The organism is Streptomyces sp. NPDC031445 (assembly GCF_055581365.1).
In genome coordinates this window covers 148,105-161,800 of sequence record NZ_JBVIJO010000014.1, presented here as the reverse complement: position 1 = coordinate 161,800, position 13,696 = coordinate 148,105, and the positions used below count along the sequence as shown (strand labels likewise).

Sequence of the window (13,696 nt, the reverse complement as noted above, 5' to 3'; positions counted from 1 at the left end):
CGTACACGTCGCAGGCTAGGAGAAATAGGGGACAGAATCGGTCCTGTATTCGCGTTAGGCTGCGAACATGTCCCGACCCACCGGCCGCGTGCTGACACTCCTGGAGCTGCTGCAGTCGGGCGGCACCCGAACCGTGGCCGAGCTCGCCGACCGTCTCGGCGTCGAAGGACGCACTGTGCGGCGGTACGTGGACCAGCTGATCGACCTGGACGTGCCCGTGGAGTCCGTGCGCGGCCGCTACGGCGGGTACCGCCTGGCTCCCGGGTACCGCTTGCCTCCGCTCATGCTCAGCGACGACGAGGCGCTGGCCGTGCTGCTCGGCCTGGTCGCCGGCCGCCGGACAGGGCTGACGACGACGGAGCGCACGGCGAACGAGACGGCGTCGGCGAAGATCCGGCGCGTGCTGCCCAAACACATCGCCCGTCGGCTCGACACACTCCTGGAAGCTCTCGCCTTCACGGATCAGCCCGGCGAGTTCGACACCCCGGACGCCGGAATCCTGCTCACCCTCGCCGATGCGGTGCGCCACCGCCGACCGGTCTCGATCCGCTACACCGACCGTGACGGACGGCCCAGCCAACGCACGCTGCACGGGTACGGGATCGTCGCCCACGCGGGCCGGTGGTACGTCACGGGGAAGGACGCCCAGATCGGCGAGGACCGAACCTTCCGGCTCGATCGCATCGCAGACGCGCGGACCCTGCCCGGCTCATTCGAAGAGCCCGTGGGCCCCGCTCCCGCACAGCGCGTGTTGTCAGGATTCGCCACGGCCGGGTACCGGCATGAGGTGACCTTGCGGATCCACGGGACGGTTGAGCAGATCCGCGCCCACCTTCCCGTCAGCGTCGCGAGTCTGGAGGAGCACGAGCCCGCCGCCGGCGAGGACCGGGCGAACGAGCGCTGGCTGCGCGTCGAGCTGCGGGCGGAGCGGCTCGACTGGTTGCCTCCGGTACTCGCCTCACTCGACCAGCCGTTCGTCATCGAGCGCCCCGATGAACTGCGCGACCTCGTCATCGCGCTCGCCGATCGCCTCACGTCCTGTGCCCGCCGAACCTGACAACGAGGCACCGATGTCATGAGCGAGGCAGCGCGGGCGTCCGTCCCTCACTGCCGGGCGGTCTCGGCGGCCCGCACGTGATGTCGGGAACGCCGGTGCGGGCGAAGCCGGCCGGCCGGTGGGTGGCGGTTGCTCAGGCGCGGGTCCACTTCTGGCCGGCCTGGCCGTTGCAGGTCCACAGGACCAGCGGCGTTCCGTTGGCGGTGCCGGCCCCGTCGGCGTCGAGGCACAGGCCCGCGTGGACGTTGCGGATCGACCCGTCCGGGCCGAGCGTCCACTTCTGGTTGTCCTGGCCGTTGCAGGGCCACGTGATGACGCGGGTGCCGTTGGCGGTGCCCTGGTTGTACGCGTCCAGGCACTTGTCGCCGTACACGCGGATCTCCCCGCCGGCCCATGTGGTCCACAGCTGGTTGGCAGCCGTGTGGCAGTCCCAGAGCAGTACAGTGGCACCGGCGGCGGTGGAGGAGTTGTCCACGTCCGCGCAGCGGCCGGACGCGTTGCCCCGCAGACGTGAGGTGGTGGCGGCCAGGGGGCTGCCGCCGGTCACCCGGAACACGGCCACGCCGTGGGCGGGGACGCTCGCCGAGATCTGCCCGGACGTGCTCGACGTGCCGCCGGTCCACAGGTCGGTGAGGGTGAACGGGCCGCCGGAGAGGCCGACTTGCGCCGCGGTCGTGGTGACCGTCGAGGTGCCGCCTCCGCGGTTGAACAGGCCCACCGCGACAGAGCCGTCCGACAGGGGTTTGGCGAACACCTCGGTGGCGCCGTCGTCGCGCACCCTGCGCCCGCCCGCGCCCAGCGGATCCTGGTTCACCGCGATCAGGCGCGGGTTGCGCAGGATCGCGCTCACGTCCGCGGACATGGTGCGGATGTCGTTGCCGGCCATGAGCGGGGCGCTCAGCAGTGCCCAGAGGGCGAAGTGGGAGCGGGACTCGGTCAGTGTCAGGCCGGGACGGCCGACGACCAGCATGTCCGGGTCGTTCCAGTGTCCCGGACCCGACTGCGCCGCCAGCGGCGCGGTGACGTCCAGGACGTTGCCGACCCCCATCGGGTAGCTGTTGGTGTTGCCGTTCTGCCAGATGTCGAGCAGGTCCTCGGTCGTCCGCCACAGGTCGGCGACCTCGCCCCAGTTGTAGGTCGAGCCGGTGATGGCGTGGAAGCTGTTGGGGTTGATGGAGTAGACGATCGGCCGGCCGGTGGCGCGCAGGGCGTCACGCATCAGCGTGAACCGCGTGACCTGCTCGTCGCGGGTGCCGCTGGAGGAACACCAGTCGTACTTGAGGTAGTCGACGCCCCAGGAGGCGAACGTGGCTGCGTCCTGGGCCTCGTGCCCCCTGCTGCCGGTCGAGCCCGGATAGGCGCCGCTGGTCTGCGCGCAGGTGCGCTCGCCCGGCACCTGGTAGATCCCGAACTTCAGGCCCTTGCCGTGGATGTAGTCCCCGAGCGCCTTCATCCCGCTCGGGAACTTGGCCGGATCGGCCCGCAGGTTGCCCGCCGCGTCACGCTGCGGGTCGAACCAGCAGTCGTCGACCACGACGTACTGGTAGCCGGCGTCCCGCATGCCCGAGGAGACCATCGCGTCGGCGGCCTGGCGCACCTGTGCCTCGGTGACCCCGCATCCGAAGCTGTTCCAGCTGTTCCACCCCAGAGGTGGCGTGAGCGCGGGGCTGCCGGGCGCGGCCGAGGCAGTGGAGTGGGCCGAGGCCGTCACGGTCGCGGTGATGGTCAGTGCGGCGGCCGCGAGGAGGCGGAGCAGTCGTCCGCCTGATCGTCTGAGCACCTGGGGCTCCTTCGGCACGGCGAGGAACGGACAGTTCGAAATTTCGATCGACATTCGGAAATCTAGGGCTTCCACGGATACTAGAGCGGAGCCTGAACATGTCAACGTCGCTGGAACAAGCCGACTGCGCTTCGGGCCGATCACCGTCTGCGGGGGCCGCGACCTGGGTCAAGGGTGAAGAGGCCGGCGGTAGCGCGGGCCGTCCGGTGTCGAATGTGTCGATCGACGTGCCGAAACTGCGGGGAGTCTTGACGGGTGCGATCGGTCTCCTATCATCCAGGATGCTCGATCAGTCGACCCGTGTACGACATACCGAACGTACTAGAGCCGCTCCACCCTAATGAAGCCGAGGAGGGCGCCCGCAGATGAATATGTCATGGCCCCAACAACCTTTATCCCGTCGGCGTGCGCTCACGGCCGCCACCGGTCTGGCCGCCGGCGCCCTCCTGCCCCGTGGAGCCGCTCTCGCGGCCGCCTCCACGTACACGAACCCGGTGATCTGGCAGGACTTCGCGGACATCGACGTCATCCGGGTCGGCGACACGTACTACGCCTCCGCCTCGACGATGCACTACTCGCCGGGCGCACCCGTCCTGCGCTCGTACGACCTGGTGCACTGGGAGATCGCCGGCCACTCGGTGCCGGTACTCGACTTCGGCGCCAAGTACGACCTGAACGGCTCCCGCGGCTATGTCAGAGGAATCTGGGCATCGTCACTGGCCTACCGGCCGAGCAACAGAACCTTCTACTGGCTCGGCCAGATCGACTTCACCCGGACGTACGTCTACACCGCCACCGCCGCCGAGGGACCGTGGAACAGGCTGACGACGATCGGCACGCCCTATTACGACGCGGGGCTGCTCGTCGACACGGACGACTCCCTGTACGTGGCGTACGGGAACACCGCCATCAGCGTGGCCCAGCTCTCGCCCGACGGCCGCACCCAGGTCCGCACGCAGCAGGTGTTCACGACGCCGTCGAGCGTCGGCACCCTCGAAGGCTCACGCTTCTACAAGATCAACGGGCAGTACTACATCTTCCTGACCCGCCCCGCGAACGGGCAGTACGTCCTGAAGTCGTCCAGCGGCCCCTTCGGCCCCTACACGATGCGGCAGGTCCTCCTCGACCTGCGCGGGCCGATCCCCGGCGGCGGCGTCCCGCACCAGGGCGGGCTGGTGCAGACGCAGAGCGGCGCCTGGTACTACCTGGCCTTCGTGGACGCCTATCCCGGCGGCCGGGTGCCCGCGCTGGCCCCCGTCACCTGGACCTCGGACGGCTGGCCTGTCGTACAACTCGTCGACGGCGCGTGGGGCACCTCGTATCCCAGCCCCGCCGTGCCCCCTCCGCCCCGTCAGGTCACCCCCATGACCGGCGTCGACACCTTCGACGGTACGACCCTCAAACCGAGGTGGGAGTGGAACCACAACCCGGACGACACCAAGTGGTCGGTCGGCGACGGGCTGACCCTCCGGACCGCCACCGTCACCGACGACCTTTACTGGGCCCGCAACACCCTCACGCACCGCATCCAGGGCCCCACCTCCACGGCCACCGTGCAGCTCGACCACTCCGCCATGCGGGACGGCGACCGAGCCGGACTCGCACTGCTGCGGGACGCCTCCGCGTGGATCGGTGTCAAACGCGACGGCGGCGTGACACGGGTGGTGATGGTCACCGGGCTGACCATGGACACCGACTGGAACACCACCGGCACCGGCTCCGAGGTCGCGAGCACGTCCGTCTCCGGTGGCCGCGTCTGGCTGCGCGCGACCGCGGACATCCGCCCCGGCGCACCACGCCCCGGCACCTTCTCCTACAGCACCGACGGCACCACCTTCACCCGCCTCGGACCCGCCTTCTCCATGGGCAACGACTGGCGGTTCTTCATGGGCTACCGATTCGCCCTCTTCAACCACGCCACGCAGGCACTCGGCGGCGCTGTCCGCATCACGCGGTTCGAGCTGTCCACGCCCTGAACCGGTCCACCGATCGCACCACCCGACCACCTGCTGACAGCCGGGGCCCCGCCACAGCCGTCAGGCACTGGAACGGACGACCAGATGGGTCGGCAGGATCAGCGCGGTGGGGTCCTGGCCGTTGACGAGGGCGACCAGCATGCGGGCCATCTCCCGACCCAGAGCCTCTATGGGCTGATGGACGGTGGTGAGCGGCGGATCGGCGTTCCGGGAGACGCTCAGGTCGTCGAATCCGACCACGGCGACGTCGGCGGGGACCTGCCGGCCGGCCTTCCGCAGTGTGCGCAGCGCTCCCACCGCCATGTTGTCGCCGGCTGCGAACACCCCCTCCACCTCCGGGCGGTTCGCCAGCAGCGCGGCCATGGCGGCGGCTCCGCTGTGCTCGGTGAAGTCCCCCTCCTGCGGCGGCAACGGATCGAGGCCGGCGGCGAGCATGGCGTCCCGGTAGCCGCGGTACCGGGCGCGCCCGGCCTCGGTGTCCAGCCGCCCGCAGATCGCGGCCACACGAGTCAGGCCGCGGGAGAGCAGGTGCTCGGTCGCCTTGCGCGCCCCGCCGACGTTGTCGACATCGACGTACCACCGGGGAGTCGTACCGACCGGGCGTCCGCCGAACACGACGGGCATCTGCGCCTTCTCGGCCACCGGGGTCAGCGGGTCGTCCTCGCGCAGCGCCATCAGCATGGCGCCGTCGGCGCCCCTGGAGCGAAGGAGTTCCGCAACCCGCTTGCGGCCGCGGTCGGAAGCGGCCAGGCACAGCATCAGATGCAGGCCCGCCTCCTCGAGAGCGGCCGACGCCCCCACGATGACCTGGGCGAAGAAGGGATCGGCGAAGATCGACGGATCTTCTCCGGAGACGACCAGGGCGGCCGCTCCCGTCTGCCGGGTGGCCAGGGCGCGGGCGGTCGGGTTGGGGACGTAACCGAGTTGCCGTACGGCCCGTTCGACGGCTTCACGTTTGGCGCGGCTGACGTGCGGAGCGTTGTTGAGGGCGCGGGAGGCCACAGAGCGGGAAACGCCGGCGCGTTCGGCCACCTCGTCGAGCGTCGGCTGCCGACGCGGCGCATCTTCTGCCATGAGCCGGGAGTCTCTCACAGGTCGCCGGCGCACGGTGCGGTCGGCTGGGAGCGCTTCCAGCCACCGTTCTCGCGGGCTCCCCGTTGCGGTCGAGGTCGAGTCTTGCGCCGAGTATTGACAGCTCAACCAGCCCACCCCACGATTGGGACCGCTTCCAGTGGGAGCGCTCCCAATGCACTCGAGTCCCGCTCAGGAAATCGAGGTACAGCCATGCGCCGCAGCATGCGAATACTGGTGGCGGCCCTCTTCGCCCTGCCGTCCGCGCTCGCCCTCGCACCATCCGCCCACGCGGCCGACCCGACCACCATGACCAGCGGGTTCTATGTCGACCCGGACTCCAGCGCCAAGCGGTGGGTGGCCGCCAACCCCGGCGACGGCCGGGCGGCCGCGATCAACGCCTCCGTCGCCAACACCCCGATGGCCCGCTGGTTCGGCTCCTGGAGCGGCACCATCGGCACGGCCACGGGGGCGTACGTCGGAGCGGCGGACTACTCCGACAAGCTGCCCGCCCTCGTCGCCTACAACATCTACAACCGTGACTACTGCGGCGGGCACTCAGCGGGCGGGGCCGCCTCGCCGTCCGCCTACGCGAACTGGATCGCCCAGTTCGCCGGCGGGATCGCAGGCCGCCCGGCGGTCGTCATCCTCGAACCGGACTCCCTCGGGGACTACGGCTGTATGACCCAGGCTCAGATCGACGAACGAGAGGCGATGCTCACCAACGCCCTCGCCCAGTTCAGCCGCCAGGCCCCCAACACCTGGGTCTACATGGACGCCGGCAACCCGGGTTGGGTCAGTCCGGCGACCATGGCCAAGCGCCTGCACGAAGCCGGCCTCCGTCAGGCCCACGGCTTCTCGCTCAACGTCTCCAACTACTTCACGACCGCCGAGAACACCGCCTTCGGCAACGCCGTCAACAGCGAGCTCAGTGCCCGCTACGGCTACACCAAGCCCTTCGTCGTCGACACCAGCCGCAACGGCAACGGCTCCAACGGCCAGTGGTGCAACCCCGCGGGCCGCCGCATCGGCACCCCCACCCGGACGGGCGGAGGCGCCGAGATGCTGCTGTGGATCAAGACCCCGGGCGAGTCCGACGGCAACTGCGGCGTCGGAGCCGGCTCCACGGCCGGACAGTTCCTCCCCGAGGTCGCCTACAAGATGATCTACGGCTACTGATCCGGGACTCCCGCCGCCCGCACAGGCGGATCGGCGTTCCGCCCGGCCGGCGGGCATCCGCCTCCACCACCTCATCCGACCAGGAAGCAACCATGAATCCACGCAGCCTTCGGCGCCGCGCGGCCGTCGTCGTCGCGGCCCTCACCGCAGGCGCCGCTCTGACCGCGACGCAGGCACAGGCCACACCCACGCAGGACCTGATCACCCCGGCCACGAAGTTCTACGTGGACCCGCACAGCAAGGCCGCGCAGCAGGCCCTCGCGGACCTCGCGGGCGGCGACACCGGGAACGCCGTGAACATGGCCAAGCTCGCCGGCTGGCCGCAGGCCGCATGGTTCACCGAGGGCACGCCCGAGGAGGTGCGCGGCAAGGTCGGTGAGCTCGTCCGCCGTGCGCGCGCCGTGGGCCGGACCCCGGTCCTGGTCGCCTACAACGTCCCGGGCCGGGACTGCGCGCAGTACTCCGGTGGCGGAGCCGCATCCTCCGCCGCCTACCGGCAATGGATCGATGCCTTCGCCGCGGGCATCGGCACCAGCAAGGCGGTGGTCGTCGTGGAACCCGACGGCACGGCCCTCCTCCCCAGGGACTGCGGACCCACCACCGACCCGACGGGCGAACTCACCGCCGCCCGCATCGCCGACCTCGCCTACGCCGTGAAGACCCTGAAGGCCAGGCCGCGCACCGCGGTCTACCTGGACGCGGGGAACGTCCAATGGCGGCCCGTCGGTGAGATCGCCCAGCGGCTGCTGGACGCCGGGGTCCGCCGCAGTGACGGCTTCGCCCTGAACGTGTCCAACACCCACCCCACCGACCACAACACCAGATACGGCACCTGGATCTCCAAGTGCATGTGGTTCGCCACCGAAGGACCCGAGGAGGGGCACGGCCACGCCGGGCGGTGCGCCGACCAGTACTACTCGGCGGCCGCCCCCAACGACGGCACCCCCGGCAACGCGGTCTCCTCCGCCGATCCCGCCACCTGGCGGTGGACCGACGCCTGGTATGACCAGAACGTGGGCACCCCGCCGGCCGACCGGTCGCAGCACTTCGTGATCGACACCAGCCGCAACGGTCTGGGCGCCTGGACCCCAGAGCCGGGCAAGTACACCGGGGACCCGGAGGCCTGGTGCAACGCACCCGGCCGCGGTCTCGGCCCGCGTCCCACCGCCGACACCGGCGTACCCCTCGTCGACGCCTACCTGTGGATCAAGATCCCCGGTGAGTCCGACGGCAGCTGCACGCGCAACACCGGCGGCGCCATCGACCCCGAGTACGGCATCGTCGACCCGCCCGCCGGTACCTGGTGGCCCGACCAGGCCCACACCCTGGCCCGCAAAGCGGCACCGCGCCTGACCTACAACCGCTGAGCGGTCGAGGCTGCGAGCCGTCCTCCGGCTTCCCGGAGAAGAACTCGTGCCCGAGGAAGGACATGTCGTACGCGTGCCCCGAGAGCCGGAGGACGAGAACAAGGTCGGAGGTGCCCCCGGCCGGATCGCCGAACACTTCGGGCAAGAGCTCGGCGGCCGTCTGCCAGGCACGCAGCAGAACATCCTGGACCTCGTCGAAGCCCAGCGGTGCGCCCCGGTGACCGCCCAGCGCTTCCGCCCGGCCGGCTCCATCTTCGATCAGGACGTCCGCACACGAGATGACGGCGGAGGCCATCACGCCGGGGCGGGTGCCCACATCTCTCGTCCATGGCAATGACCCCCCGGTGCTGAAAGACCACAGGCCCACATCAGCACTGACCGACTCTCACCACCACCGACACCCAACCGAGAGATCGCACCTTGGTTCCTCACGCCTCGTCAAAGGTCTCGAGCAGGCGCTCGTACGCCGGCTTCGGCCGCAGGGCCGCGTCCCACGGCAGGGAATCGGCCGTGCGCGGAGGATAGATCTTGGTGTCGGCGGTGGAACCGTACCGGTCGGTGAATCCCCATGTGGAGAACGATGTGCAGTTCGGCTCCTCCAGGCAGACCCGCAGCTTGCCAGCCATCTCATCAGCCTGGGTCTGCCGCCCGTCCTCCTCGTCCTCACCTATGGGGACGTCCATCTCCGACACCCGCGCCTGAACCCCGAGCTCCGCCAGATCCCGCACATGGCTGCGGAAGGTCTCCGGGTCGATGCGGTCGCCGGGTGCGTACTCATGGTTCTGGAAACCCACGCCGTCGATCGGTACGCCACGTTCCTTGAGCCGCTCGACCAGATCGTAAAGGGCGTCCCACCGCTCACCTTTCTCCTCGGCCCCGTACTCGTTGAGGAACAGCCGTGCCTTCGGATCGGCCCGGTGGGCGGCCCTGAACGCCTCGTCGATGTACTCCTCGCCCATGGCCTCGAACCACGGGCTCTGCTCGGAGCGCAGACCGAGATCCCCGTTGGTGTAGCTCTTCTCGTCGTCGGACATGGGCTCGTTGACCACATCCCATTCCGCGACCTTTCCCTTGAAGTGCCCGGCGACCACGGCGATGTGCCGGAGCATGGTCCGGCGCACCTCCTCGGGGTCGTCGTTCTCCCGCATCCAGTCGGGCAGAGCCTCGTGCCAGACGAGGGTGTGCGCGTGCACCTTCATGTCGTTCGCGCGGGCGAAGCGTACGAGTAGGTCCGCGTCGCGGAAGTCGTATACGCCCCGGCGTGGGTGGAGGAACTGTGGCTTGAACGCGTTCTCCGGAGTGAGCATGGAGAACTGGCTCCCCGCGAGCGCCCGGTAGCGTGAGTCGGTGAGCAGCGGGTTCTCGGCCAAAGCGGTGCCGACGTCGAACGGCCGCCCCACGTCTGCGGCCCGCGCACGCAGCGAGTTGTCGGACTGCTCCTGGTGTAGCCGCGGCGCCTTGACCACGCGGAGCGAGTCACCGCTCTCTGCCCGCGCGGTCAGCTGCGTCAGACGCCATCCCTCGCGGCGCTCGACTTCGCCCGCGTCCGCCTCCAGACCGAACCAGACAGTGCCCTCGGCGAACACCCCCGGGTCCTGCACGGTGCCCAGCTGCCGCCCGTCGGCTGCCACGCGGAAGGTGTCACCGATGCTCGACACGGCGAGCGTCACCGTCCCGGAGCAGCCGCAGCCGAAATCCTCGGAGGTGGCCGGCTCATCGCCCTCGCCGTCCCAGATCTGCACCCTCACTCGTCCGTCAGCGGTCACGCCGACGCGGAGTGAGGGCCGCTCCTGCCGCCACTCGTCGTAGATGACCGGTACCCGTCCGTACAACCGCAGCCATGAGTCGCCGTCATCGTCACCCACGCCGGACATGCGCGCGGTGACGGTGAAGTCGCCATCGGACTCAAGATGCGGGCCGGCCAGGTTCAGCGGGGGGTTGGGCTGGCCGCCGGAGGAGTCCTGCTCCACGATGTGCCGATCCAATGCGCTGACCCACAGGATGCCGTTCCGCGCGGTGGTGCCCGGCATCTGCGTCCAGTCGTGATTCCGCAGCAGGTCTTCGTCGTTTCCGCCGCCCGCGCCTTCGCCCTGCCCCGTACACCCGGCCGCCACCGCCATGACGAGCAGCACGGCGGTCAGTCGCTGCCACGTCCCCCCGCCAAGGTCCACGGCCCCTCCCCCTCTCTTGTCCGAGACGGGATCAACGTCTCGGAACCGGGCCACAGTTCATCACACACGAGGTACGACGGTTTCTGGGGCAGGTCCCAGCTCGTGTGGCGGGCCCGGATGGTTGCGGCCTGCCCGGAAGGAACAAACACGCGTGTGCCGGCGGACTTCAGGGTATCCACGGAGACGGTACGCAAGTAGCGCTCACGGTTCGCTGACCGGCGGATGGTGGGACGTTCCCGAACCGTGGTGCCCGAGCCGGTGCGCAGGTTGATCTGCGATCGGGCGCCTCGGCCCCTCGAGGGCAGAGCCGGAACGCTCGATCGCCGCGATGTGGGCTGCGGCGAGGTCCCAGACGTGCACATAGTCCCTGATGCCCGAGCCGTCACGTGTCGGGTAGTCCGTCCTCGTGACGGGGAAGGGACGGCCTTCTCCGTGTTCACACGGCCTTGGTCCGTGCGGAGGGGCTCCGGGGCGCCAGTGGCGCGGGCTCGTCAACGGGCGAGCCGGCCTCGGCGAACGGATCGCCGGGGCCCTGGAGATGACCGGCATGGCCGGCTACGCCCGCCGCCGTCCGCGCGAGCTGTCCGGCGGCCGGCCACCGGTGGTGCCCCCAGGCCGTTGAGGCACTGAGGGCGGGCGGCCCATCGGCCAGGGCACCGCATCTGTCACCGTGCCGGCCACTCGTCGCTGCCCCGGGGGCCGCAACGCCATGTCTTGGACGACGGCGGCATCGGCCGCGGAGGAGTTCACCAGGGCTGGCTGACCGTCGGGTTCACGTGCGACGGCCGGCCAGCCCTGGCGGGCACGGAGAAATCACTCAGCGCCGCGTGGCATTGACCTCATCCGCGTGGATGAGAGCGGTCTTGTGGCTGTACTGGATCGTGTACATCTTCTCGGCACCGAAGACGACCTTGCCGCTGGACGGGAAGAAGTCGTCCGTCGGTGCCGGCTCGGCCGTGGCCACATACGCCTGCCCGAGGGGAACGCTGTACATGCTCAGCGGAGCCTGCGTCGACGGCGCGAGACCCTCGGGGTATTCGTTGGCGTCCGGATAGCTGGTGCCGAAGACCTTCAGGGACTCGGTACCAGCGGGCCGGACGATGGTCACGTCACGGGCGGGGACGGTGAGGCGACCGTGCGGATTGTGGAACCAGACCTTGCTGCCGCTGTACCAAATGGCAGTCCAGTCGCCCCTCTTGGCGGCGACGACGAACTGCTGCCCGGCCTGGGCGGCGGAGCCCCAGTCGCTGATCCGGTCGCTGCCGGGCTCGTTCGGGTGGATGGACTGCTCGGCGAAGAGCGGCGCGTCAGCACGCGGTTCCGTACGCAGACGGATGAAGTTCGACGCCTGGCGCACGGTCGTGCACTCCTTGGTGGCGTCACTGCCGTCATCCTGCGGGCAGAGCTCCATGGTCTGCTCGTTCCGGGCGAAAGCCGGTGCTATCGTCACGGCGGAGCCCACGGGGCCGACGCCGTGCCGTGCCCTCGGTGGAGCACCGACCAAGCCCATGAAGCGCTCCCAGTCCCAGGAGGGCCCCGGGTCCCAGTGCTGGTCCTTGGTGAACCGATCGGCCGGTGCCAGGACATTGTCATGGCCGATGATGTGCTGACGGTCCAACGGGATGTCGAATCGCTTGGCCAGGTACTTCACCAGTTCCGCGGTCGCCCGGTACTCCGACTGGGTGTACCAGGTGGCACCGTGCGCCGCGTAGCCCTCGTGCTCGATGCCGATCGAGTGCAGGTTGGTGGAGTAATTGCCCGCGTGGAAGCCCACGTTCTTGGTGGGCACCATCTGGGTCACCGCGCCGTCGGAGGAGCGCACCACGTAATGGGCCGAGGTGGAACTCGCAGGGTCCTGGAACGTGGCGATGGCCGAGTCGTAGGGCGACTCGGTGTCGTGGATGACGATCTGATCGATCCTGATGCCGTTCGCGGGCCGGTCCGAGACCTGCCCGTTGCGCGGGGCCGCCGGAAGGAAGGCGCAGTTCAGGGTCGGCGGGCACTCGGGGTCGGTCGTCGTCTTGGCGCTCGGCAGCTTGAGCGCCTTCATCTGCGAGGTGGCCGGGGTGACCCCGGAGTCGGCGGTGAGCCGCACGGTCTCGCCGTCGTCCGTCGTGCGGGCGACACCCTTCCTCATGGTGTCGAAGACCCGGTTCGCGAACGCCGACGCGCTCTGTCGCACCGTGGCCTGGCTGTACCGGGCGACAGCCCCGTACCAGTCGTTCGGATCGTCGGAGGTCTTGCCGTCCACTTTCTTCTGGTACGACGCGAGCAGCGCGGCGCCGGCGCGGATGTTCGCCGTCGGGTTGGTACGCACCTTGTCGACGGACAGCCCGGAGAGTTTCGCAGCGGTACGCAGAGTGTGCTTGTCCTCGCCCTTCGCGAGCTGGACGGCCTCGGCGCGGCCCGCCATGCCTGCGGAGCCGCCGGCGATCATCTCGGGCGTGACGTCGGTGAGGTGCATCGGGCCGTATCCACCCGAGGCACTGTGTTGTCCCGCATGGGTGTCCCAGGCCGACTGCTCATAGGCCACCGCGAGCAACACCTGAGGGGGAACGTGGTATTCGGCCGCGGCAGCCGCGAATGCCTTCTGCAGGGTGGGGTCGCTCGCGGGGTCGCCCTGCGTCGCTTGCGCCACCACCGGAACGGCGATGGCTCCGGCCACGGCCACGGCCGCGGCACCGAGCGCAACGGGACGCCGCCGGAGGGCATGCCTCCGACGAGATTTCTTCTCTTCGGTCATCAACTTCCCAAATTCGGGCAGAGGTGAAAGTCGCATCGGCTGTCGTCCGGCCGGAAGTTCACGTCGGCCAAGTTCGATGCGCTCCGAACGTAGCAGACGTCGTGGACAACCGATCACAACGTTGTGTCAAGGATCAGGTCGGCGAAGCTGACGCCGGCTCATCCGAGTCGAGGTATTCGATCACCGGTCACCACCTGGTGGAATGCAGTGCGCCACGGGCCGAGCGGGCTTTGACGGACGCTCTTGATGGTGCTCACTCCGTGCCGACCAGCCCATCGAGTGGCGAGCTTCACATCAAACCTTCACATCGACTGACACGTTCAGTCCCACGCATGCATGAAACTTCATAGGG

Annotated in this window: 9 protein-coding genes; 5 read left to right on the top strand and 4 right to left on the bottom strand. The window is 69.5% G+C overall.

What is annotated here, in order from left to right:
- Positions 1-67 precede the first annotated feature (67 nt).
- Positions 68-1,057 (top strand): helix-turn-helix transcriptional regulator, encoded by a 990-nt coding sequence (locus tag ACZ5DC_RS31760; RefSeq protein ID WP_468658402.1) that lies wholly within the window; start codon positions 68-70, stop codon positions 1,055-1,057.
- Between the two features lie 133 nt (positions 1,058-1,190).
- Here ACZ5DC_RS31760 and ACZ5DC_RS31755 read toward each other — a convergent pair whose 3' ends face one another.
- Positions 1,191-2,837 carry a glycoside hydrolase family 27 protein gene (locus ACZ5DC_RS31755; protein ID WP_468658400.1) on the bottom strand — a complete coding sequence of 549 codons (1,647 nt, stop codon included), beginning with the start codon at positions 2,835-2,837 and terminating at the stop codon, positions 1,191-1,193.
- Positions 2,838-3,208: 371 nt separating this feature from the next.
- On the opposite strand from ACZ5DC_RS31755, the gene ACZ5DC_RS31750 reads away from it, so the two are divergent.
- Positions 3,209-4,813, top strand: coding sequence for a glycoside hydrolase family 43 protein (locus tag ACZ5DC_RS31750; protein ID WP_468658675.1), 1,605 nt, complete (start codon positions 3,209-3,211; stop codon positions 4,811-4,813).
- 60 nt (positions 4,814-4,873) lie between these two features.
- On the opposite strand, the gene ACZ5DC_RS31745 is transcribed toward ACZ5DC_RS31750, so the two are convergent.
- On the bottom strand, positions 4,874-5,887 hold the full coding sequence (locus ACZ5DC_RS31745; RefSeq protein ID WP_468658398.1) for a LacI family DNA-binding transcriptional regulator: 1,014 nt from the start codon (positions 5,885-5,887) through the stop codon (positions 4,874-4,876).
- A gap of 210 nt (positions 5,888-6,097) precedes the next feature.
- Between ACZ5DC_RS31745 and ACZ5DC_RS31740 the strand changes: the two genes are divergently transcribed.
- From ACZ5DC_RS31740 to ACZ5DC_RS31730, 3 genes are all read left to right on the top strand, one after another.
- Complete coding sequence (locus tag ACZ5DC_RS31740) at positions 6,098-7,063, top strand: glycoside hydrolase family 6 protein (RefSeq protein WP_468658396.1); 966 nt, start codon at positions 6,098-6,100, stop codon at positions 7,061-7,063.
- Between the two features lie 92 nt (positions 7,064-7,155).
- Positions 7,156-8,430: a glycoside hydrolase family 6 protein gene (locus ACZ5DC_RS31735; protein WP_468658394.1), complete on the top strand. Its 1,275-nt coding sequence runs from the start codon at positions 7,156-7,158 to the stop codon at positions 8,428-8,430.
- 46 nt (positions 8,431-8,476) lie between these two features.
- Positions 8,477-8,767 (top strand): hypothetical protein, encoded by a 291-nt coding sequence (locus tag ACZ5DC_RS31730; RefSeq protein WP_468658392.1) that lies wholly within the window; start codon positions 8,477-8,479, stop codon positions 8,765-8,767.
- A gap of 91 nt (positions 8,768-8,858) precedes the next feature.
- Here the strand turns inward: ACZ5DC_RS31730 and ACZ5DC_RS31725 are convergent, their stop codons facing one another.
- Both ACZ5DC_RS31725 and ACZ5DC_RS31720 read right to left on the bottom strand, forming a co-directional pair.
- A complete protein-coding gene (locus ACZ5DC_RS31725) occupies positions 8,859-10,601 on the bottom strand; it encodes an endo-1,4-beta-xylanase (protein ID WP_468658390.1) in 1,743 nt (580 codons plus the stop codon).
- 817 nt (positions 10,602-11,418) lie between these two features.
- On the bottom strand, positions 11,419-13,380 hold the full coding sequence (locus ACZ5DC_RS31720) for an N-acetylmuramoyl-L-alanine amidase (protein ID WP_468658388.1): 1,962 nt from the start codon (positions 13,378-13,380) through the stop codon (positions 11,419-11,421).
- Positions 13,381-13,696 lie beyond the last annotated feature (316 nt).

What these genes read in the sequence shown, in the direction of transcription:
- ACZ5DC_RS31745 (WP_468658398.1), bottom strand. Translation starts at nt 5,887, where the DNA reads ATGGCAGAAGATGCGCCGCGTCGGCAGCCGACGCTCGACGAGGTGGCC.
- ACZ5DC_RS31750 (WP_468658675.1), top strand. Translation starts at nt 3,209, where the DNA reads ATGTCATGGCCCCAACAACCTTTATCCCGTCGGCGTGCGCTCACGGCC.
- ACZ5DC_RS31760 (WP_468658402.1), top strand. Translation starts at nt 68, where the DNA reads ATGTCCCGACCCACCGGCCGCGTGCTGACACTCCTGGAGCTGCTGCAG.
- ACZ5DC_RS31740 (WP_468658396.1), top strand. Translation starts at nt 6,098, where the DNA reads ATGCGCCGCAGCATGCGAATACTGGTGGCGGCCCTCTTCGCCCTGCCG.
- ACZ5DC_RS31735 (WP_468658394.1), top strand. Translation starts at nt 7,156, where the DNA reads ATGAATCCACGCAGCCTTCGGCGCCGCGCGGCCGTCGTCGTCGCGGCC.
- ACZ5DC_RS31720 (WP_468658388.1), bottom strand. Translation starts at nt 13,380, where the DNA reads ATGCGACTTTCACCTCTGCCCGAATTTGGGAAGTTGATGACCGAAGAG.